The sequence below is a fragment of the Bosea sp. (in: a-proteobacteria) genome (assembly GCA_023910605.1).
Lineage (GTDB): Bacteria > Pseudomonadota > Alphaproteobacteria > Rhizobiales > Beijerinckiaceae > Allobosea.
In genome coordinates, this window is sequence record JAAVVV010000001.1 from 3,737,791 (window position 1) to 3,759,159 (window position 21,369).

The following is a 21,369-nucleotide window of genomic DNA, read 5'->3' on the forward strand; positions in this document are numbered from 1 at the left end:
GCTCAGCTCCTCAATTTCGGAAACAGGACTTCCTCGGCGCCCCGCGCCAGGAAGAAGCCGGCGATGACGACGAGGATGATGCAGATGCCGGGCGGGAGAAACCAGTTCCAGCTGCCGCGCGACAGCGCCTGCGACACGAACGCATCCTGCAGCATGAAGCCCCAGGACATGCGCGAGGGATCCCCGAAGCCGACGAAGCTCACGGCGGCTTCCGTGAGGATGGCCCAGCCAATTGCGACAGACCCATACAGAAAGGTCAGCGGGAGGATGTTGGGGGCGACATGCGTGAAAAGGATGCGCATGTCCGATGCGCCGGTGACGCGAGCTGCCTCGACATAGGCCCGCTCCTTCACCGTGAGCACCTGCGCGCGGATGACCCGCGCGGTGTTGGGCCAGAGAAGCAGCGCCACAGCGATGACGACATTCCACGTGTTGGCGCGGAAGAAGCCCGATAGCACGATGACGAATGGCAGGAACGGGATGGCGAGCGCCACATCCGCCAACCGCATCAGGACCGAGTCGATCCGCCCCCCGAAATAGCCCGACAGCAGGCCGATCAGCGTGCCGATGGCTGCAACGGAGACCGCAGCTGTGAACCCGACCATCAGCGCGTTGCGCGATCCAGCGACCAGTTGCGAGTAGATGTCCCGCCCGAGATTGGTCGTGCCCAATAGGAAGGCACCGCCCGGTGGCTGGTTGTTCGCCACCCGCCCGTTGGGCCTGAAAAGGATTTGCGATGGATCATGCGTCATCAACTGATCGGCAAAGATCGCCACCAGGATGAGCACGAGATAGATCGCAAGGCCCGTCACAGAGAAGGGATCGCGCAGGATGCGCGCTGCACCGTCGCGGAGGGCGCTGCGGCCAGGCGCTGGCGACGTGCCGATAGCAGACGAGCTAGCCATGGGACACCCGCGGATCGAGCAGGCCGTAAAGAAGGTCCACGAGGAAGTTGAGCGTGATCAGCACCAGGCTGATCAGGAAGAACGCACCTTGCGCCAGAGGATAGTCGCTCTGCGAAACGGCTGCCACGAGGAGACGGCCGAGGCCCGGCCAGGAAAACACTGTCTCCACCACGACATTGCCGCCCAGTGTCGCCCCCAGCCCGAGCGCGAACGCTGTGACCACGGGCAGCAAGGCGTTCCGCGCCGCATGGTGCAGCGTAATGCGCCATGGCGACAGTCCCTTGATGCGCGCCATGGTGATGAATTCATCATGCAGGATGTCCAGCATGGTTGACCGCATCAGCAGCAGTGGCAACCCCTGCAGGTAAAGCGCCAGTGTCAATGCCGGCAAGGCCAGATGCAGGGCGAAATCGCGCGAAAAGATGCGGCTCCATTCGCTCGAATAAGCCGCTCCCGGGCTGTTTGCCCCACCAGCCGGGAACCAGCCCAGGGTGAAGGCGAAAATGGTCAGGAGGATCATGCCGATCCAGAATTCGGGGGCCGCGCGCGTGGCCAGAGCTGCCGGAACAATGATGCCCTCGGCAACCGTTCCGCGCTTGGTGGCAAGCCAGGCCCCCGCCAGGATGCCGAAGACATAAGCCAGCACCAGACCCGTGATCGTTAGGATCAGCGTGTTGGGAAGAGCTGACTTCAGCACGTCCCAGACCGGCTCACGCCGGAAAAAGGACATGCCCAGATTCCCCTGGCAAAGGTTCCAGATGTAGATGACGTATTGTTCGTAGAGAGGTCGATCGAGCCCGAACTGCGCCATTATCAGGCGCTGGTCGTCCTCGGAGAGCTGTTCGTTGATGTACGCCGCAAGCGGGTTGCCAGGCATGAGGCGAAACATCAGGAACAGGATGGTGACGACAGCCCACAGCACGAAGATCGAATGCACCAGCCGGCGCAGCGCATAGCTCATGGCCAGACGACCAGCCACGCGCTGCCGCCTGACCCTTCGCTCTCCGCAGGGCCGATGGAAGCCGTTTCGGCTGGGCAGTGAGACTGGACCATCACCAGCACCTAACCTGGCGGCTGCAATGTTTCTTTTCTGCCCGCAGGATAGCGCAACTTGCCACCTTCCACGACATATCCCGCCTTCTGGAGCATCTCCCGCGCGATGTTGATCCCGGTTGGGGGAGCCTTCAGGTCAGCGGCATGCCAGAAGTCGATGGCCGGCGAGACATGGCTCACGGAGGCAACCGCATAGCCGTTCCAGGCCGCCTGGATCAGCACGTTGCGATCAATGGCGGCAGAAAGCGCATTGCGGAACACCGGATCGTCGAAGGGAGGTCGGCGATTGTTGAAGGCCATGAATTCGATGCCGACATCCGTGACCTGCGTCAGCTTGACGGCGGGGTTGTCCTTGGCAAGCTTCTCCAGCACATCCGGATCGCCACCATATTCCGAAAGCAGATTGATCTCGCCGGACCGCACCATGCCGACGACCGCTTCGGCGTTCGGAATGACGCGCAGGATCACGCGGTCAACCTTCGGGGCCGCCCAATGCTCCGCATTGCGTTCGATGACGACTTCCTCGTTCAGCCGCGCACGCACCTGTCGGAACGGGCCAGAGCCGACATTCGCCGCATCGCGGATTGCCTCCAGCGTGTCGGGCTTGCCTTCGACGCTTTTCAGATGCGGCTCCCACACATGCTTTGGCACGATGAACACACGGCCCAGCGCCGTGGTGGCGAATGCGGCGTTGACGCGCTTCAGGTAGATGCGCATCGAGCGCTCGCCGGTCTTCTCGATCCGTTCGATATCGGTCACGAACGGCTTGAACATCGGTGACTTGTCGGTGGTAAGCGGCGCTTCGTAGGAGAAGATCACGTCCTCGATGGTGACGGGCTTGCCATCATGAAATTTCATGTCGCCGCGAATGGTGACGTCCACCGTCTTGTCATCCGTGAACTTGAAGCTCTCGGCTGCCCAGGGTCGGGGCAACCCGTCGGGCCCGATGCGGACGAGGCGGTCCCAGATCAGCTCATTCATCCAGCTATCGGGCGCGCCAGCGATGTAAAGCGGGTGGATGGCCTGCAAGGCCGTGCCCGAGTTGATGATCATGGCCTTCTGCTGGCCCTTCGGCGTTGCGCCGATGAAGGTCCAGAAATTCCGGATGCCGACACCCTTCTGCACCGTGATCGTGGCGGGATCGAAGACGTTCTGATTGAACGCCTGCAGGGTGTTGGGATGCACGAGGAACGCATAGGGCGCATCACGGCTGACGATTTCCTGCGCCTGGCGAACCAGTGCCTTGCGTGCCGCGGGATCGACGGTCTGGCGCTGCTGTTCGGCGACCTTGTCGTATTCCGGACTGTTGTAGCCAACGAAATTGAATCCACGCGGCGCGGTGGAGGAGTGGAACAGGTTGAACGTCATTTCATCGGGATCGCTGCGCTCCGGACGCCCGACCATGCGCCACATCGTCGTGTCCCACTTGTCCCGGTTGAACCAGACGAGATCGGTCTGCGCCTGGCGCGCCATCGGTCTGGCCTCGACATCAAGGCCCAGCTGCCGCCAGGCCTGGGCGATTAGCTGACCCGCCTGAAAAGCCTGCGGCACGGCGCCTTGCGTGTCCGTGATGAGGACGATCTTGCGCACGGGATCACCCGCGCCCTGCGCCCGCACCGGGCACGAGAGCGATGTTGTCATCATCGCTGATGCGGCAATGAGACCGAGTATCGACTGGCGGCGTGAAACACGTCCTGACATGCGTTGCTCTCCGTGATGACTGGAGCGCCTCCCGCAAGCCGGCGCACACTTTGCATACAATCACACGGCGCGGATTTGTAAACAGGTTCCCATACAATCTTGGCTCCGGCCCCGGCCTGCGCCGCGCTCATGGCGTGGTCTCTTTGGGGGCATGCAGAACATAGTACTTGGCGACAGCCACCGGCATGTCCCAGACACCCTTGAAACCGGCCGGCACGACGAAGCCGTCGCCTTCGCGATAGATCTCGGTCTGGCCACCGGCATCCGTCAGATGCACCTCGCCCTCGAGGATCAGGCAGAACTCGTCGCGCTTGTAGTCGACCTCGATCCGGTTCGCCTTCGAGCGCCAGATGCCGCAGGTCAGCGCGCCGGTCGGGTCGCCATAGGCCTTGGTGGCAGACGTCAGCTTGTCGTCAGCCGGTGGCGTGCACTCGGATGGCAGGACGCGAATGGAGGTGAGGTTGGGCACGGCAGTTCTCCGATAAATCAGGGCAGGGATTTGATGGCTTTGGTGATCGCTTCGAACAGGATCGCGATCTCGCTGGCTGTGATGATCAGCGGCGGCGACAGCACGATGTTCTCACCGCTGGCGCGAACCAGCACGCCATTTTCAAAGCAATGCTGGAAGACGGCTTGCGCCCGCCCGCCCGGCTCGCCCGGCGCTGACGCGATCTCGATGGCGCCCAGCAGGCCAAGATTGCGGATATCGACCACATGAGGCAGGCCGCGCAGCGCGTGGATGGCGTCCTGCCAGAGTGGCGCCATCTCGGCTGAGCGCGCGAACAGGCCCTGATCGCGATAGACATCGAGCGTGGCGAGCGCAGCCGCACAGGCCAGCGGATGGCCGGAATAGGTGTAGCCATGCATCAGCTCGGGCGCGCCGTCCGGCCCGGTCATCAACGCATCATGCACGTGGCGGCCGACCAGCGTCGCACCCATCGGCACCGAGCCATTGGTGAGCGCCTTGGCAGAGCAGATGATGTCCGGCGTCACGTCGAAATACTGGGAGGCGAAATTGGCGCCCAGCCGCCCAAAACCGGTGATGACCTCATCAAAGATCAGCAGGATGCCATGCCTGGTGCAAAGCTCGCGCAGGCGCTTGAGATAGCCCTTTGGCGGGGGAATAACGCCGGGCGCGCCGGAAACCGGCTCGACAATGACGGCGGCAATGGTCGAGGCGTCGTGGATGCCCACCAGCTGCTCAAGCGCGTCGGCCAGATCGGCGCCATGCTCGGGCTGGCCTTGGCTGAAGGCATTGCGCCTCTTGTCATAGGTCATGGGCAGATGCAGCGCGCCGGGCAGCAGCAGGCCGAACTGCTTGCGATGCGCGCCGACGCCCGCCACCGAAAGACCGCCGAAGCCGACGCCGTGATAGCTGCGCTCGCGCCCCACCAGCCGCTGGCGAGCGCCGTCCCCCTTGGCCCGGTGATAGGCGAGCGCCACTTTCAGAGCCGTATCGACGGCCTCGGAGCCCGAGTTCGAGAAGAAGACACGGTCGATGCCGTCCGGCGCCAACAGCGCAAGCCGGCTCGCCAGCTCGAAGGCCTGCGGATGACCAATGCTGAAGATCGAGCAGAAATCGAGCGTCCCTGCCTGTGCGCGGATGGCCTCGACAATCGGCTGGCAATCATGCCCGGCATTGACGCACCAGAGCCCGGCCAGCCCATCTAGCAGCCGGTCGCCGTTCGCGGCGGTGAAATACATGCCGGAGGCGCTATGGACCATCTTGGGCTGCTGCTTGAAGCGGCGATTGGCCGTGAAAGGCATCCAGAGTTGGTCAAGATCATTCGGCGTGCGCATGGCGCGGCTCTCTTCCAACATTCGATACACAGACCAAATTTAGTATTTTGAGATCATAAAAGACATTCTGGATGCAGACAAGCCTGAACTCAGCGCCGCAGCAGGCTGGACTGTGCGATGTGGCGGCGCATGAGCAGGCTCGCGACATCCATATCGCCGGCCTCGATCCTGTCGAGAATCTCGAGATGCTGGCGGCAATTCACCCCCACGCGCTCGACGCCATAGGTCCAATCGTAGTTGCTGAAGCGTCGCAGGCGCGTCTGCTGCACCACGGCCAGATGGATGAAACGATTGCCGGAGGCGAGCGCCAGCCCCTCGTGAAAACCGGCATTCATCGCAAAGAAGGCAATGCTCGCCGTCTCGGTCCAGGGCTCGACCAGCGCGCGCTCATGCCTAACGCGCATCTGCGCCGCCCAGACGGGATCAAGGCGGAACCCCGGCTCCAGCAGGCCGGAAGGCTCGATCAGCATACGGAAGCGATAGCTCTCCTCGCGCGCGTCGAGATCATGCGGCAACGCCTCGAAGGACCAGCCATAGCCGGGCTTTCTTGCAACAATTCCCGCCTCCAGCAGCGTGGACAGCGCGCGCAGCACGAGCTGGCGCGAGACGCCATAATGCCGCATCAGGTCCGCCTCAGAGACATGATCGGGCAATTGGCAACTCAGCCGGTCGCGTGAAATGGCGATGATGAGCTTGTTGTCGGCTGTATCATCCAACTCCGGCTGCGAGGCCGCATCGTCTTCGGGCATGCGCAACAGGGCAAAGCCTTTGCCTTCGGCGCTCTCGACAATGCCCAGGCGGGCGAGATGGGCAAGCGCGCCCCGCACCGGCGTGCGCGAGACATTAAGCTGCCGTGCCAGCGCCAGCTCGGTCAGCCTGTGACCGGGCGGCATGCCCGTGCTGCGGAACAGCATCAGCAATCGCTCGGCCAGCTCGCGCTGCAGGCGGCTGGGCTCGGGCGCCAAAGCCTTGCGGGGCAAGGCGCGCCCTGTGGCTGTTTTTTGTGTGACCATGCCCAATGCTCCCTGCCGGGCCTGTTTCTAGCGCTGGAATTTTTGTCTTGCAAATTCATGAAATACTGTTTGACTGATGAGTCTGCGAGGTAATATCCGGATGATCGAGCCATTTCCCTTCATCGAATTGCGCGGCAGCCTGAGCGAGCGTGGCCTTGCCTATGGGCGGCAGGCGGCCGAACGCATCCACAAGGGCGCGCAGAACTATCGCGAGCAGCTGGAGCGCGATGGCCTCGATGCGGCTGGCATCGAGGCGCTGGTCGAACAGCTTGTGCCCGGCATGGCCGCGTTCGATGCCTCCTATGTCGAGGAAATGCGGTGCATCGCCAAGGGCGCGGATGTGCCCTTCTCCACCATCGCGCTCATCAATGCGCGCACGGAAGTGCTGAAGCTCGCCCAACGGGGCAGCTTGGGCAGATCCAGCCTGCCCGTCGATCCTGATCCTGATGGCTGCACCTCGGTTGTCCTGCTGCCGGAAGCAACGGCGAATGGCCGCCTGATCCACGCCCAGAACTGGGACTGGAAGGTGGAATGTGCCGAGACAAGCGTGGTGTTGTCGATTCAGAGTGAGGGCAAGCCCGATATCCTGACCTTCACCGAAGCTGGCGGGCTGGCGCGCTCGGGGCTGAACAGCGCAGGTCTGGCGATCACCGCGAATTATCTGGAATCGGACCGTGATTATACGCAGATCGGCGTGCCGCTCGCGCTCATCCGGCGCAAGGCGCTGGAATGCTCGCATCTGGCCCAAGCCATCCATGCGGTTTACGTCACCCCCAAATCGGCCTCCAACAACGTCGTGCTGAGCCATGCCGATGGCATGGCTTTCAACTTCGAGTGCGCGCCGGATGAAAGCTTTCTGGTGCATCCCGTGAATGGCCTATTGGTCCATGCCAACCACTGGATCTCCCCGATTGCCCTGGGCAAGCTGAAGGATACGGGCATCGCCACCGTGCCGGACAGTGTCTATCGCGACCTGCGCGTGCGCTCGCTGCTGGCGCCGAAGCTCGGACAAGCCACAATGCGCGACATGCAGGAGGCGCTGTTTGATGATTTCCAGACGCCCTGGTCGGTCTGTCGCCCGCCACGCCTGTCTCTGAACGACAATCTGAGCGCCACCGTCGCCATGATCGTGATGGAGCCGGGCGACGGCATCATGCAGGTGGCGCCGTTGCCCGCGCTGAACCGCAACTTCACGACCTATCGGCTGAACAAACCGTATTCAAAAATCACCAGTCTTTCCACGACACGCAAGACAGCCTGAGCCAAGGGCCTCCGGCTCCTTGCCTGATGCCCATCATGTCCCAGCCACAGGAGATCAGCACATGGACAACCTGTTGAATGCCTCGATCCGCAAACATCTGCTCGGCGCCAGCCTTCTCGCAGCGGGTGCCCTTGCACTGGCTCCTGCCGCGCTGGCGCAACCTGCGCCCGGCGGCGGCACCTTGCGCTCCATGATCAACTCGGACCTGCGCAGCACAGATCCCGGCGTCAACCGCGACCTGAACTCCGATGCCATCACCATGCACATGCTGGAGGGGCTTGTCGCCTATCGGGAGAACCTGACGGTCGGCCCCATGCTGGCGCAGAAGGTCGATCTCTCTGCCGATGGCACCACCTACACCTTCACGCTGCGCGACGGGCTGACCTTCCACAATGGCAAGCCGCTCACCTCGGATGATGTGCTCTTTGCATGGAAGCGTTATCTCGATCCCGCGACACAATGGCGCTGCCTCAGCGAGTTCGACGGCAAGGGCTCGGCGAAGGTCGTCGACATGCAGGCGCCGGACCCAAAGACCTTCGTCCTCAGGATCGAAAAGCCGAGCGCACTTTTCCTCGGGCAGATGGCGCGAATCGATTGCGGCGGATCGGCGATCTACCACCGCGACAGCATCGGCGCGGATGGCAAATGGGCGACGCCGATCGGCACCGGCCCTTACATGTGGAGCGAGTGGCGGCGCGGCCAGTCGGTCGATCTGGTCCGCTTCCCCGGTTACAAGTCGCTGGATGGCAAGCCTGATGGGCTGACCGGCGGCAAGGCCGCCATCGCGGAAAAGGTGCGCTTCATCATCATTCCCGAAAGCGCCTCCGCAAAGGCCGCGCTTTATTCCGGCGCCATCGATGTGCGGCCTGACTTTTCCTCGCGTGACCTTGATGAGGTCAAGGGCCGCGCTGACATCAGGACCGGCACGCATCCGACGATGGAGACCAACGGCATCCTGTTCCAGGTCAATGAGCCCATCGTCAAGGATGTGCGCATTCGCCGGGCGATCTCGATGGCGATCAACCGCGAGGAGCTGGTCGACACCGTGACCTTCGGCCTGACCAAGCCTGCCAACTCGATGGTGCCGCTGGCAAGCCCCTTTTCCGGCCCTGTGCAGAAGGCGGAATGGAAGCGCGACATTCCCGGCGCCAAGAAGCTGCTGGCGGAAGCCGGCTACAAGGGCGAACCGATCAAGATGATCGTGACCAAGCGCTTCATGTCGCTGTTTGATGGCGCGGTCTTCGTGCAGTCCATGGCGAAGGAAGCCGGCATCAACATCGAGCTTGAGGTGCTGGAATGGGCCGCCCAGCTCGATCTTTATGGCAAGGGCACCTACCAGAGCATGTTCTTCAGCTTCTCCGCACGGCTGGATGCGGCGCTGAGCTATGAAATGATTACCGGGCCGAAGGCGACGCAGCCCCGAAAGGTCTGGAACGATCCGGCTGCGGAGGCGCTCATCAGCCAGGCCATGGTCATCAGTGATGTGGCCAAGCGACAGGCGCTGTTCGACCAGCTCCACACCAGGTTCATGGACGAGATGCCGATGATCCCGCTCTGGAACTCGGTCGATATCGCGGCCTGGCGCAGCAATGTCACGGGCTATACGACATGGGCAGCCGCCATGCCGCGCCTGTGGAATGTGACGATCAAGTGAAGCGCGTCATATGCATGTGAAGCCAGGCCCATGATCGGCTACATCCTGCGTCGGCTCTTGATGACAATTCCGACGCTGCTGCTGGTGTCGCTGGCGGTTTTCACGCTGGTGCGGCTCATCCCCGGTGATCCCGTCTCGCTGATGTTCGGCGATGGCGGGACGCCAGAGCAAATCGCGCGTGGCCGGGCCGCGCTCGGGCTCGATCAGCCGGTCTTCGTGCAGTTCTGGCGCTGGTTGACGAAGGTCGCCGTTGGCGATTTCGGCAACACGATCACTGATGGGCAGGCCGTGCTGCCACTGATCTTGCAACGGTTTCAGGTCAGCGCCAGCGTCGTGCTGGTCTCGGTGGCAATGGCGGCCCTTGTCGGCGTGACCATCGGCATCATGGCCGCCTGGAAGCAGGACAGCAAACTCGATGTCGGCATAATCGGCCTGACGACTGTCATCCTCTCGATCCCGACCTTCTGGCTGGGCCTGTTGCTGCTGCTGCTGTTCGGGCTCAAGCTCGGGTGGCTGCCGGTGATCGGCTATGTGCCGATTTCGGAAGACCCCTGGAAAGCCATGCTCTTCCTGCTGCTGCCGGTGGCGACACTGACCTTGCATGAGAGCGGGGTCGTAACCCGCATGGCGCGCGCCAGCGCCATCGAGGTGCTGAGGCTCGAATACATCACTCATGCACGCGCCAAGGGCCTGAGCGAGGCGCGCGTGCTTGCCCGCCATGTGCTGCCCAACGCTTTCGCGCCAACATGGACGCTGATCGGCCTGATCCTTGGCAATCTTCTTGGCGGCATTGCCGTGCTGGAAACCGTGTTCACTCTGCCGGGGCTCGGGCGGCTTCTGGCCGATGGTGTTTTCGCGCGCGATTATCCCGTGGTGCAGGGCTGCCTGCTGTTCACCGCGCTGCTTTATGTGATCGTCAATCTGGTGGTGGACCTGTTCTATCCCCTGTTCGATCCGCGCGTGTCGGCGGAATGATCTGATGAAGTGGCGCATCAATTTCCTGATCGGATTTCCGATTGTCGCGGTGCTGGGCACAATGGCGCTGACGGCCCTGTTCTGGACGCCCTACAGCCCGACGGGCACGCGCATCCGCAGCCGCTTGCAGCCGCCCAACAGCACGCATTGGCTCGGCACGGACGAGTTTGGCCGCGATGTGTTGAGCCGCATCATGGATGGCGCTCTGGTCAGCTTCCGCGTGGCGCTGGCCACCATGATCTTTGCGATCATCGTCGGCAGCCTGATCGGCGTCGTCACCGGCTATCTGCGCGGCTGGACCGACCGGCTCATCATGATGGTCAATGATGCGATGCTGGCCTTTCCCGGCATCCTTCTGGCGCTGGCGATCATGGTCATTCTCGGGCCGGGCCAGTCCAGCATCGTCATTGCGCTGGGCCTCGCCTACACGCCGTCGGTGGTGCGCATCGTGCGCGGCCAGGTGCTGTCGCTGCGCGAGAAGGAATACATCGAGGCCTCGCGGATGATCGGCAATTCCGAGGTCTACACGATGCTGCGGCACATCCTGCCAAACTGCATCGCACCCATTGCCGTGCTGGGCACCAGCATGTTCGGCTGGGCTGTGCTGTCGGAGAGCGCGCTCAGCTTTCTGGGCCTGGGCGTGCCGCCGCCGGCGGCCACCTGGGGCAACATGCTGGCCTCGGCGCGCGGCTACATGGAAAGCGCGGTCTGGCTGTCGCTGGCGCCGGGGCTTTGCATCACTTTGACGTTGCTGGGCATCAACCTCCTGGGGGATGCGCTGCGCGACTGGCTGGACCCGAGGATGGCATCACGATGAGTGAGCCAGCCACGCTCCTGCCCTTGCTCGATGTCCGCAACATGCGGATCGAGACCGGCACCGGGATGCCGATCATCCATGGCCTGTCCTTCACGGTGGCGCGTGGAGAGTTCCTCGCCATTGTCGGCGAATCCGGTTCGGGCAAGACCATGGCGGCGCGCGCGCTTTTGCGTCTGTTGCCATCTGGCCTGGTGCAGACCGGCGGCGCCGTTCATCTGGAGGGGAAGGACATCACCGCGCTGCCGGAAGAGCAGTTCCAGCCCTTGCGCGGGCTTGGCATGGGCATGGTGTTTCAGGAGCCGATGGTCTCGCTTAATCCGGCGATGACGGTTGGCGCGCAGATGGCCGAGGGGCTGGCCCTTCATCTGAAGCTTTCTGCTGCCGAGATCAGGGAGCGCTCCATCGCCATGCTGGAGCGCGTGGGCATTGGCGATGCAAAGCGCTGCCTTGGCGCTTATCCGCACGAGTTCTCCGGGGGCATGCGGCAGCGCATCATGCTGGCCTCCGTCATGCTGCTGAAGCCGAAGCTGCTGATTGCTGATGAGCCGACGACCGCACTCGACACGCTGACACAGGCCGAGGTGCTTGATCTCATGGTGGAGCTGGCGCGCGACAATGGCACGGCCATCATTCTGATCACGCACAATCTGGGGCTGGTGGCGCGCTACACGCAACGCGCGCTGGTGCTGGAAAAAGGCCATCTGGTCGAGAGCGGCACGACGCGCGCCCTGCTGAACGCGCCGCGCGAGGACTACACCAGGGCGTTGATCGCCGCCCTGCCACGACGCGCCGAAACGCCACCGGCCCAGCGCACGGGCGAGGCCGTCGTCAGCGTGCGCAACCTCAGCGTCACCCATGCGGGCGCCCTCTCGCTCTTCCGGCGGCGCATGCCGAAAAAGGCCGTCGACGATGTCAGCCTGGAGATTTATCCCCGCGAGGTTGTGGCGGTGGTCGGGGGCTCCGGCTCCGGCAAGACCACCCTGGGGCGCGCGCTGCTGCGGCTGATCCCAGCCTCGTCAGGCGAAGTGCATTTTGACGGGCAGGACATTCTGAAAGCGCCGCGCGCCGCTCAGCGAGCCTTCACCTTGGCCGCACAGCTGGTCTTTCAGGATCCGTACTCTTCGCTCGATCCGCGCATGAGCGTGGGCGCCATCATCGCCGAGCCGCTGCGCCATGTGCCAGGCCTTTCTGCGTCAGGGCATGGCCGCATTGTCGATGCCGTGCTTGATGATGTCGGGCTTTCGGGTTTTGGGCCGCGCCTGCCGCACCAGCTTTCGGGTGGCCAGCGCCAGCGTGTCGCCATTGCGCGCGCGCTCGTGCGCCGCCCGCGCTTCATCGTGGCAGACGAGCCGGTCTCGGCGCTGGACATGACCATTCAGGCACAGATCCTGGGGCTGTTTCGCACGCTTCAGGCCGAATATGGCTTTGCCTGCCTGTTCATCTCGCATGATCTGGCCGCCATCGAGCAGATCGCTGACCGGGTCGTGGTGATGCGCGATGGCCGCATCATCGAGGAAGCGGCGCGCGATGATCTGTTCGACAATCCGCGCGAGGACTACACCAGGGCGCTGCTTGCGGCTGCACCAAGGATCGACTGGCAACCAGCCTCGACCGAAAGGGCTGCGCCATGACGCATGAAGAGTATGTCCAGATGGACGCGACTGCGTTGGCCGAAGGCATTCGCAAGAAGAGCTTCTCAGCCAGCGAGGCGCTGGACGCGGCGCTGGCGCGGCTGGACGCCGTGAACCCGCAGATCAACGCCGTGGTGCACCGGGCCGAGGCTTTTGGCCGCGCGCAGATCACCGAGGACAATGGCGATGGCAGCTGTAACGGCCGTTTCGCGGGCGTGCCCTTTCTGGTCAAGGATCTGAGCCTGCAGGTGAAAGGCCTGCCCTTGACCAATGGCAGCGGCTTCTTTCGCGGCTATGTGCCCGACTTCGACAACACGCTGACCCGGCGCCAGCGCGCGGCAGGTCTGGTCATCTTCGGGCGCACGGCCTCGCCCGAATTCGGGCTTGGGCCCATCACCGAGCCTGCCACCCATGGGCCCTGCCGCAATCCATGGAACCTGGATCATCAGACCGGCGGCTCGTCTGGCGGCTCGGCGGCGGCCATCGCTGCGGGCATCGTGCCGATGGCTCATGCGACCGATGGCGGAGGCTCAATCCGCATGCCGGCTGCCCATTGCGGTCTCTTCGGCCTGAAACCAACGCGCGGACGCCTGCCCTCCGGCCCTGTGCTGGGCGAGGCCTGGAATGGCGTCGCCGTGCCGCATGTGATCTCGCGCTCGGTGCGCGACAGTGCGGCGATGCTGGATCTGACCGCCGGCGCCTCGCCCGGCGATCCCTATGCCGCGCCGGGCCAAGGCCCCTGGTTGCCATTGGTCAATCGCCCGCCAGCGTCGTTGCGCATCGCCTTGTCCACAGCCACGCCTGCGGGCCTGCCTGTGCATCCTCAGGTGAGAGCAGGCGTTGAAGCCGCCGGGCGCCTGCTGGAAAGCCTTGGACATCATGTTGAAGAGGCGCAGATCAGCATCGATCTTGACGAGATATACCGCCATTTCTGGCTTGTGTCCGGCACGAATGTCGCTGCCATCTTCACAGCTCGCGCCAAGGCGTTGGGCAGGCCACCTGGCCCTGACGAGATCGAGCCCGCGACCCGCGCCATCATCGCGCGCGCCCGCGCCGCCAGCGCCGAGGATTACGTGCGCGCGCTGCAATGGATGCATGCGTTGGGGCGCCGCATGGGAGCGTTCTTCACAAGATACGATGTGGCGCTGACGCCGGTCTATGCCAACCCACCGCTGCCCGTGGGCAGCCTGTCGATGCAGACGGCGGATTTCGCGACCTATTCCGACATGCTTCAGAATGAGCGGCCCTTCACCGCCATGTACAATCTCTCCGGCGGTCCGGCCATGTCCGTGCCGCTGCACTGGACGCCGGATGGCCTGCCGGTCGGCATTCATTTCGGTGCCGACATGGGCCGCGAGGATCTGCTGATCCAGCTCGCAGGCCAACTCGAACAGGTTGCGCCCTGGGCACACAAGCGCCCGGCAATGCAGGGAAAGAGCAGCCATGCCAGCTGAGATTGTCGCCAACGCCGGATTGCCAGATCAGGATTTCGGCCTGTGGGGCGTGACGGCTGAACCCGCGCCACTGACTGAAGCGCTGCCGGGGGACAGGTACGCCGACGTCGCCATCATCGGCGCAGGCTACACGGGGCTTTCCACCGCATTGCATCTGGCCGAGCTTGGAATCAGCGCGATCTGTATCGATAGCCAGGGGCCGGGTTTTGGCGCATCCGGGCGCAATGGCGGCCAGGTTCTGCCGGGCTTCAAGCTCTATCCGGACCAGCTTGTCAAAACATATGGCGAAGAGCGGGGGCGTGCCATGGCCGCCTTTGGTGCTGGCATCGCCGATATGCTCTTTGCGCTGGTGGCACGTCATGGCATCGCCTGCGATGCGCGCCAGAGCGGTTGGGTTCATGCAGGCCACCATGTCTCGAAGCTTGCCGAGCAGCGCTGGAAGCATGACCAGTGGGCATCGCGCGGCGCCAATGTGCAATGGCTCGACAAGGCCGCGATTGCGCAGCAAGTAGGCTCGGAGGTCTATGAAGGCGGCTGGCTCGACCGGCGAGCCGGCACCGTGCAGCCGCTGAGCTTTGCCCGCGGTCTGGCGCGCGTGGCCATGGCCAAGGGCGCTGCCATCCATAGCGGGACACGCGCCCATGCCTTGCAGCGCGATCGCGATGGCTGGCGCATCAGCACCAGCACAGGCACCATCCGGGCACGTCATGTTGTGCTCGCCACCAATGGTTATACGGGCCGCCTGCTGCCGCGCCTTGCCGGCACGCTGGTGCCTGTGGACAGCGCGCAGGTCGCGACCGCGCCGCTGCGCGAGGCGCAGCGCCAGCGCATTCTGCCCGTCATCGCCTGCGTCTCGGACACGCGTCGCAGCCTGCTCTATTTCCGAAGCACCGCTGATGGCCGGTTGGTCATGGGTGGGCGCGGCGGCATCCTCTTGAGCACCAATGCCAGTCACTTTGCGCGGCTGGAGCGCGCCACGCGGCTGACCTTTCCGGAGTTTGAGGGCATCCGCTTCACGCATCGCTGGGCCGGCACGCTCGCGGTCACCATGGACCACATGCCGCATCTGCACGAGCCAGAGCCTGGCCTGATCGTCAGCCTCGGATGCAATGGGCGCGGCATCGCCTATTCGACCGCGATGGGTGAGGTCATCGCGCAACGCATCGCCAGTGGCAACTGGGACAGGGCACCCATGCCGGTCATGCCGATCACGCCCATGCCCTTCGCGCCTTTCCGCCGCATCGGAGCAGCAGCTGTGGCGGGTTGGTACGGTTGGCGGGACAGGCGGGGCCTTGGTGCATGAAGGCAGGATCGGCCGGTTCGTTAAGTCGTCACGTGGCAGGGCGGGGTTGCTTTCTCGCCTTCTGGAATCCCGTTCATGCGGTTCAGACTTCGTGCCGCCGTCCGTCATCAGATCCCAAGGCAGAAGCACCGTGTCACGAACTGGCGGGATCGTGCGAATGACCTTCATCCCATCGTCGATGCCACTGGCTTGAGGCTGCGCGGCGCCGGAGAATGGCTGCAGGACAAGCTATGGAACCGGTGGCAAACGCAGAAGCCGGCTCAAGCTGCATATCGGCATGGATGCAGACAGCGGCGACATCGTCGCCTTCGATCTCGCCGACAAGGATGTCGACGATGCCGCGCATGTGTCTGTCTTGCTCGATCAGATCAGCACGCCCATCGCCTCATTTATGGGGGATGGCGCCCTTGACACAGGAGCCGTTTAGGTGGCGTCATTTCCAGAAATCCCGACGCGAGGGTGATCGTCCCACCGAGCAAGGATGCTGCGCCAAGCACGAATGCCGCCGCGCCCACCCGGCGGGACAAGCACCTCAGCAGATCAAGGCGCACGGGGGACTTATGGCGGCCTGGCTTCTGTGCAGTGAAGAAAGTGCAACAAGGAGCATCAACCAGAGATGGCGACACGTTCTGCCTCGCTCATGTATGCCAACCTGCCACCTGCAATCGTACTGACAATCCGGGGCGGAAGTGGGGAACGATCCTCGATCAGAACAAGATCAGCCCGCAACCCGATTTCGATGCGGCCCCGATCAGCGAGCCCCAGCGCTTTTGCCGGCCCGCTCGACACCAGCCCCCATGCTTCGCCGAGTGGCAGAACGCCTTGCGTAGCAAGCCGGAATGGAGCGAGCGGCAGCGCTGGATAGTAATAGTCGGAGGCGAGGACCGTACACAGGCCCAGCGCGGCCATCTCGGCGGCTGAGGGGCACCCCGTATGTGAGCCGCCACGCATGACGTTCGGCGCGCCAAACACGATCGGATCGCCGAAAAGAGCGGCGGCCTGCGTTGTCTCATGATTGATCGGAAATTCAGCAACCGCGCAACCAAGCTCGCGATACCAGCCGCGCATCTGGGGCGACATGTCATCATGCGAGAGCATGGGCAATCCAGTTTGGCGCGCGGCAGAAGCCAGTTGCCCGATCGAGGCCGGCACCTCGTCAGCGCGAGCGTAAACCCGTTCGATCAGGGCGAGAAACGCAGCTTCATTAAGCCCTGAGCGGGCGACCATACCGGCCATCTTGTCGGGGCGGTGGCGCTGCTTGATCGTGCCCGCCATGTGATCATTGAAGGCAAGGCAATCGATACGGCCCTCTGTGATCCAGTCAAGGATGATGGGCACGGCGTCGAGATTGAAGGTCTCGTGGCGCAGGTGATAGCGCGTATCGGTCCGTAGATGCGGCCTGAGCTGTTCGAGCGTCTCCAGGATCGACAGCGCCGCCTCCGAACCACGTGTCCCGCCTTCCCATGACCAGGTCACGGAGTGATAAGCCGTGGTGATGCCATTCGCGATGAACTGACGATCGGCTTCCAGCAGCGCAATCGAGGGATCGACCGGCGCAGCCGGGCGCGGAAACACCAGTCGCTCAAAGCCATCACCATGGATGTCGATGATGCCCGGCAGAACGTAAAGCCCCTCCGCGTCGATGGTCAGTGCATTGCAGGCGGCTGAGATGTCAGCGCTGAAACAACCGTCAGCAACCGCCACATCCGCGCTGACAAACGCTCCATCGCTCAGGACTTTCCCGCCGGCGATCATGATCGGGCGCATGGGTCGCGCCGCCGGATTTTGACTTGCGCGCAGATGACCAGCTTCGATGTTCATGGGATCAATCCATCCAGATACGTGGAGCGCTCCATGAACCTGCCAGGTGACATCGACATGACATGCAGATGTCATCAGTGCGTCACGTCCGGTGGTGACACGTCGGATGGAAGTTTGATCGACGTCAGCATCAAGAGGTATCTCATGAACCGCCGTGACCTTGTCGCCACCGCAGCCATGCTGACAGCGGCAGCTGCGATGCCAGCCTTCGCCCAGACCCGTCAGAGGCTGCGTTTCGCCGTCACCGATGTCGATGGCTCCGAAAACCTCCAACGCGAATTCGGGCCGTTCAAGGCAGCCTTCGAAAAGGTGATGCCGAATGTCGAGATCGCCTTGTTTCCTGTCTCGGGCCGCACTGCGGCCGTTGAGGCCATGAATGCCAATCAGGTTGATCTGGTGCTCACCGGCCCCGCCGAATACGTGGTGTTCAAGGCCCGCATGCCTGCAGTGCAGCCGGTTGTGATCTGGCAGCGCCCGGACTACTTTCCGCAAGTCGTCGTGCTGGCAGAAGGGCCGATCAGGCAGCTGTCCGACCTCAAGGGGAAGAAGATTTCCTTTGGCGAAATCGGTTCGACCTCGCAGCATCTCGGACCATCACAGATCCTTGCCGATGCCGGCCTTGCCTATGGCCGCGATTTCGAAGCGATGTTCCTGCGCCGTAATGTGGCCGTCGAAGCCCTGCGCCGCGGCGACCTTGCTGCGATCGGCATGAACCTGACCCATATCCAGCAGATCCGCCGCGCTGTGCCTGACGTTAAGCTCAGCGTCATTGGACGTGGTCGCGACCTGCCCGATGATCTGATCATTGCAGCGCCAAGCGTCTCCGCCGACATGGTCGGTCAGGTTCGCAAGGCCTTCATCGACCATGCCGGCCCGCTGCTTCAGGCCGTGCTGCAGGTCGAGGCCAACGCGCGCTGGAACGGCGGCACCTTCCTGCCGAACGTGGCTGACCGTGATTATGACGTGATCCGGCAGATGTATCGCGCGGTCGGCATCAACGAGTTCACGCGATTCATCGGCCAGTGAGCGTTGTCGCATTTCAGAAGATCGGGCCGGACGGCGCGGTCACGCGCCCGGACGTTGATCGTTCGGTTGTCTCGGTAACAGGCCTGAGCAAGCGGTTCGGGTCCGGTCCGATGGTTATGTCTGGTCTCGATCTTGGCATCTCCCATCGCTCCAAAGTCGCGATCATCGGGGCCAATGGCACAGGCAAATCAACGTTGATCCGCATGCTCGTGCGGCTGGTCGAACCAAGCGATGGTGACATCATCCTGCTTGGCGAGGATGTGGGCAAACTGGGCGGGCCGGGCCTCAAGCGGCTGCGGTCCCGCGTCGGATTCGTTTTCCAGCGGCACAACCTCGTCACACGGCTCAGCGCCCTCACCAACGTCGTTCACGGCGTACAAAGCCGCATGAGTGGACCGCGCACCTGGACCCAATTGCTCGCCCCGCGCGAGGTTCGCGCCGAGGCGATGCACTGTCTTGAGCGCGTTGGCCTTGCTGACAAGGCGATGGCCCGCGTCGACACATTGTCAGGCGGGCAGTCGCAGCGCGTCGCGGTCGCCCGCATGCTGATGCAGCGGCCCGAACTCGTCATCGCCGACGAGCCCGATGCAAGCCTTGATCCCAAATCCGGCGAAGAGGTGATGGCCACGCTTGCGGCGCTTGCCAGCGAGCAGATGGCGACGCTGATCTTCGTTTCTCACCGCATGGAACATGCCATCCGCTTCTCCGACCGGATTGTCGGTCTTGGCGGCGGACGGGTCGCGCTCGACGAGCCATCGCACGCGGTTTCCGAAACAGAATTGGCGCGGTTCTTCCACCATGGCTGATCACATGACGCCTGCGCGCAGCCATCTGCCGCCGCGCATCGAGCGGGTGAACCCGATCGCCTTCACCATGGCCTTTGCTGTCGCAGCCTTCCTCATCTGGTCACTCACCACGGCTGGCCCATCACTCGACCAACTGGCGCGCGGACTGCCGAATATCGGCAATATGCTGTCGCGCATGTTTCCGCCTGATCTTGAACGCATAGACCGGATCCTGTGGTCGCTATTCCAGACCTTCCAGATGGCGATTGCCGGCTGCGCCATCGGCCTCATCCTGTCGGTGCCGCTCGGCATTCTGGCGGCGGAAGGCCTGTCGCCCCATCCCGCCGTCCGGACGGCGGCACGCTCCCTCATCGCGGTCTTCCGAACCGTGCCTGATCTGGTCTGGGCACTGATCTTCGTGATTGCGGTCGGGCTCGGCTCGCCAGCCGGCGTTCTTGCCATCGCCATTGACGTCATGGGATTTGCCGCACGCTTCTTTGCCGAAGCCATGGAGGAAACCGACAAGGGCCCGCGGGAAGCCCTTTCTGCGATAGGCGCCAACAGGCTAGGCATGATCATGTCCGCCGTCCTGCCGGCGGCCTCGCCCTCGATGATCGCCACATCGCTGTATTGCCTCGAAAAAGCGACGCGCGCGTCCGTCGTGCTCGGCCTGGTCGGGGCAGGAGGCATCGGCGTGGAGTTGAAAGTCGCGTTTGACCTGTTTGCCTACCAGACCGCAGCCACGATCATTCTGGTGATCCTGATGCTGGTGATCGCAGTGGAACAGACAGGCGGATGGCTCAGGCGTAAGATCATCTAGCATTACAGTTGCATATTTGATTTGAAGTGAGCTTTTTGTGCGCTTGCCTGATGGGCTCTTCGCCAGAGTGACCATGCGATGATGTGGGCAGGTTTGATGCGGCGCTGTGCGAGCCGGATGGCGATGCGGCGGATTTCCTGAATGGACCAGCGGATCTGAACCACCCCCGGTTTGCCGGAGGCTTCAACTTCCAAATAGGATGGAGCCATCATGAGCAAGACGACGAACAAGTTTTCACCCGAGGTGCGCGAGCGCGCTGTCAGATTGGTGCTGGATCACGAAGGCGAGCACGCCTCGCGCTGGGCAGCGGTGATGTCAATAGCGGCCAAGATTGGCTGCTCGGCGCACACACTGCTTGACTGGGTGAAGAAGGCCGAGGTCGACAGCGGCAAGCGTGCTGGCGTTCCGACGGATGTCGCCGAGAAGCTCCGGGACCTTGAGCGGGAGAACCGGGAGCTTCGGCAGGCGAATGAGATCCTGCGCAAGGCAAGCGCTTTTTTCGCCCAGGCGGAGCTCGACCGCCCATTCAAGAGATGATCAGCTTCATCGACGATCACCGTCAGGTTCATGGGGTCGAGCCGATCTGCAAGGCTTTGCCGATCGCGCCATCGACGTATTTTGACCACGTGGCCAAGCGGGCCGACCCTGCCAAGCTCTCGGTGAGAGCAAGGCGGGACATGACCCTTTGCCCGAAGATCGATCACGTCTTCGGGCAGAACCTCAAGGTCTATGGCGCCCGCAAAGTCTGGCTTCAGATGAACCGGGAAGGCGTGGGCGTTGCGCGGTACACTGTGGAACGGCTCATGCGCAGCATGGGCCTGCACGGTGTCATTCGTGGCAGAAGCGTCAAGACAACGGTGCAGGACAAGTCGGTGCCGTGCCCGCTGGATCATGTGAACCGGCAGTTCAAGGCACCGGCACCGAACGTGCTGTGGGTTTCCGATTTCACCTACGTCAGCACCTGGGCGGGCTTTGTCTACGTGGCCTTCGTGATCGACGTCTATGCCCGCAGGATTGTCGGCTGGCGTGTCAGCCGGACCCAACACACAGGCTTTGTGCTCGATGCGCTGGAACAGGCTCTGCATGATCGACGGCCTGCTCATCGCGGCGGTTTGGTGCATCATTCGGACCGCGGATCGCAATACGTCAGCATTCGCTACACCGGGAGGTTGGCGGAAGCTGGGATCGAGCCATCTGTCGGCAGCGTCGGGGATTCCTATGACAACGCCCTCGCCGAGACCATCAACGGGCTTTACAAGGCCGAGGTCATCCACCGACGCGGCCCTTGGAAGTCATTCGAAGCTGTCGAGTTTGCCACACTCGAATGGGTCGACTGGTTCAATCATCGCC

General features: G+C 63.1%; 21 protein-coding genes and 1 other annotated feature. Of the genes, 12 read left to right on the plus strand and 9 right to left on the minus strand.

Annotated features, from left to right (window positions below; translation table 11 throughout):
* Window positions 1-2: 2 nt before the first annotated feature.
* The 6 genes from HEQ16_18110 to HEQ16_18135 all read right to left on the minus strand — a co-directional run bounded on the left by HEQ16_18110 (window position 3) and on the right by HEQ16_18135 (window position 6,472).
* Window positions 3-905 (minus strand): ABC transporter permease, encoded by a 903-nt coding sequence (locus HEQ16_18110; GenBank protein ID MCO4055918.1) that lies wholly within the window; start codon window positions 903-905, stop codon window positions 3-5.
* On the minus strand, window positions 898-1,866 hold the full coding sequence (locus HEQ16_18115; GenBank protein MCO4055919.1) for an ABC transporter permease: 969 nt from the start codon (window positions 1,864-1,866) through the stop codon (window positions 898-900). Before HEQ16_18115 ends, HEQ16_18110 begins: the two co-directional genes overlap by 8 nt.
* A gap of 101 nt (window positions 1,867-1,967) precedes the next feature.
* Window positions 1,968-3,659 (minus strand): twin-arginine translocation pathway signal protein, encoded by a 1,692-nt coding sequence (locus HEQ16_18120; protein MCO4055920.1) that lies wholly within the window; start codon window positions 3,657-3,659, stop codon window positions 1,968-1,970.
* A 127-nt stretch (window positions 3,660-3,786) separates the two neighbouring features.
* Window positions 3,787-4,128 (minus strand): DUF861 domain-containing protein, encoded by a 342-nt coding sequence (locus HEQ16_18125; protein MCO4055921.1) that lies wholly within the window; start codon window positions 4,126-4,128, stop codon window positions 3,787-3,789.
* A gap of 17 nt (window positions 4,129-4,145) precedes the next feature.
* Window positions 4,146-5,480 (minus strand): aspartate aminotransferase family protein, encoded by a 1,335-nt coding sequence (locus tag HEQ16_18130; protein MCO4055922.1) that lies wholly within the window; start codon window positions 5,478-5,480, stop codon window positions 4,146-4,148.
* A gap of 68 nt (window positions 5,481-5,548) precedes the next feature.
* Window positions 5,549-6,472, minus strand: a complete 924-nt coding sequence (locus HEQ16_18135; GenBank protein ID MCO4055923.1) for a GntR family transcriptional regulator — start codon at window positions 6,470-6,472, stop codon at window positions 5,549-5,551.
* 100 nt (window positions 6,473-6,572) lie between these two features.
* On the opposite strand from HEQ16_18135, the gene HEQ16_18140 reads away from it, so the two are divergent.
* The 7 genes from HEQ16_18140 to HEQ16_18170 all read left to right on the plus strand — a co-directional run bounded on the left by HEQ16_18140 (window position 6,573) and on the right by HEQ16_18170 (window position 15,567).
* Entirely contained in the window at window positions 6,573-7,733 is a 1,161-nt protein-coding gene (locus HEQ16_18140; protein MCO4055924.1) for an acyl-CoA--6-aminopenicillanic acid acyltransferase, read from the plus strand.
* Window positions 7,734-7,794: 61 nt separating this feature from the next.
* On the plus strand, window positions 7,795-9,387 hold the full coding sequence (locus tag HEQ16_18145) for an ABC transporter substrate-binding protein (GenBank protein ID MCO4055925.1): 1,593 nt from the start codon (window positions 7,795-7,797) through the stop codon (window positions 9,385-9,387).
* Between the two features lie 30 nt (window positions 9,388-9,417).
* Window positions 9,418-10,362, plus strand: coding sequence for an ABC transporter permease (locus tag HEQ16_18150; protein ID MCO4055926.1), 945 nt, complete (start codon window positions 9,418-9,420; stop codon window positions 10,360-10,362).
* Between the two features lie 4 nt (window positions 10,363-10,366).
* Complete coding sequence (locus HEQ16_18155) at window positions 10,367-11,179, plus strand: ABC transporter permease (protein MCO4055927.1); 813 nt, start codon at window positions 10,367-10,369, stop codon at window positions 11,177-11,179.
* Window positions 11,180-11,220: 41 nt separating this feature from the next.
* Entirely contained in the window at window positions 11,221-12,810 is a 1,590-nt protein-coding gene (locus tag HEQ16_18160) for an ABC transporter ATP-binding protein (GenBank protein MCO4055928.1), read from the plus strand.
* Window positions 12,807-14,264: an amidase gene (locus HEQ16_18165; protein ID MCO4055929.1), complete on the plus strand. Its 1,458-nt coding sequence runs from the start codon at window positions 12,807-12,809 to the stop codon at window positions 14,262-14,264. Before HEQ16_18160 ends, HEQ16_18165 begins: the two co-directional genes overlap by 4 nt.
* On the plus strand, window positions 14,254-15,567 hold the full coding sequence (locus HEQ16_18170) for an FAD-binding oxidoreductase (GenBank protein MCO4055930.1): 1,314 nt from the start codon (window positions 14,254-14,256) through the stop codon (window positions 15,565-15,567). The genes HEQ16_18165 and HEQ16_18170 overlap by 11 nt, the downstream gene beginning before the upstream one ends.
* 133 nt (window positions 15,568-15,700) lie before the next feature.
* Here HEQ16_18170 and HEQ16_18175 read toward each other — a convergent pair whose 3' ends face one another.
* Complete coding sequence (locus HEQ16_18175) at window positions 15,701-15,913, minus strand: hypothetical protein (protein MCO4055931.1); 213 nt, start codon at window positions 15,911-15,913, stop codon at window positions 15,701-15,703.
* On the opposite strand from HEQ16_18175, the gene HEQ16_18180 reads away from it, so the two are divergent.
* Complete coding sequence (locus tag HEQ16_18180; GenBank protein MCO4055932.1) at window positions 15,833-15,994, plus strand: transposase; 162 nt, start codon at window positions 15,833-15,835, stop codon at window positions 15,992-15,994. The two genes, HEQ16_18175 and HEQ16_18180, sit on opposite strands and share 81 nt — an antisense overlap.
* Before the next feature lie 179 nt (window positions 15,995-16,173).
* On the opposite strand, the gene HEQ16_18185 is transcribed toward HEQ16_18180, so the two are convergent.
* On the minus strand, window positions 16,174-17,334 hold the full coding sequence (locus HEQ16_18185; GenBank protein ID MCO4055933.1) for an alpha-D-ribose 1-methylphosphonate 5-triphosphate diphosphatase: 1,161 nt from the start codon (window positions 17,332-17,334) through the stop codon (window positions 16,174-16,176).
* A 198-nt stretch (window positions 17,335-17,532) separates the two neighbouring features.
* Between HEQ16_18185 and HEQ16_18190 the strand changes: the two genes are divergently transcribed.
* From HEQ16_18190 to phnE, 3 genes are all read left to right on the plus strand, one after another.
* Window positions 17,533-18,414, plus strand: a complete 882-nt coding sequence (locus HEQ16_18190) for a PhnD/SsuA/transferrin family substrate-binding protein (protein ID MCO4055934.1) — start codon at window positions 17,533-17,535, stop codon at window positions 18,412-18,414.
* A gap of 110 nt (window positions 18,415-18,524) precedes the next feature.
* Complete coding sequence (locus HEQ16_18195; protein MCO4055935.1) at window positions 18,525-19,220, plus strand: ATP-binding cassette domain-containing protein; 696 nt, start codon at window positions 18,525-18,527, stop codon at window positions 19,218-19,220.
* A 4-nt stretch (window positions 19,221-19,224) separates the two neighbouring features.
* Window positions 19,225-20,019 (plus strand): phosphonate ABC transporter, permease protein PhnE, encoded by a 795-nt coding sequence (phnE, locus tag HEQ16_18200; GenBank protein MCO4055936.1) that lies wholly within the window; start codon window positions 19,225-19,227, stop codon window positions 20,017-20,019.
* Window positions 20,020-20,021: 2 nt separating this feature from the next.
* On the opposite strand, the gene HEQ16_18205 is transcribed toward phnE, so the two are convergent.
* Entirely contained in the window at window positions 20,022-20,228 is a 207-nt protein-coding gene (locus HEQ16_18205) for a hypothetical protein (GenBank protein ID MCO4055937.1), read from the minus strand.
* Between the two features lies 1 nt (window position 20,229).
* Between HEQ16_18205 and HEQ16_18210 the strand changes: the two genes are divergently transcribed.
* Window positions 20,230-21,369, plus strand: a protein-coding gene (locus HEQ16_18210) for an IS3 family transposase (protein MCO4055938.1) whose coding sequence is annotated in 2 segments (ribosomal slippage) — window positions 20,230-20,521 and window positions 20,521-21,369 — 1,141 coding nt annotated over the 2 segments. Because the reading frame shifts where the segments join, the coding sequence is not laid out codon by codon here. This gene is flagged as partial in the annotation.
* Window positions 20,511-20,627: a sequence feature (AL1L pseudoknot), on the plus strand. (Overlaps the previous gene by 117 nt.)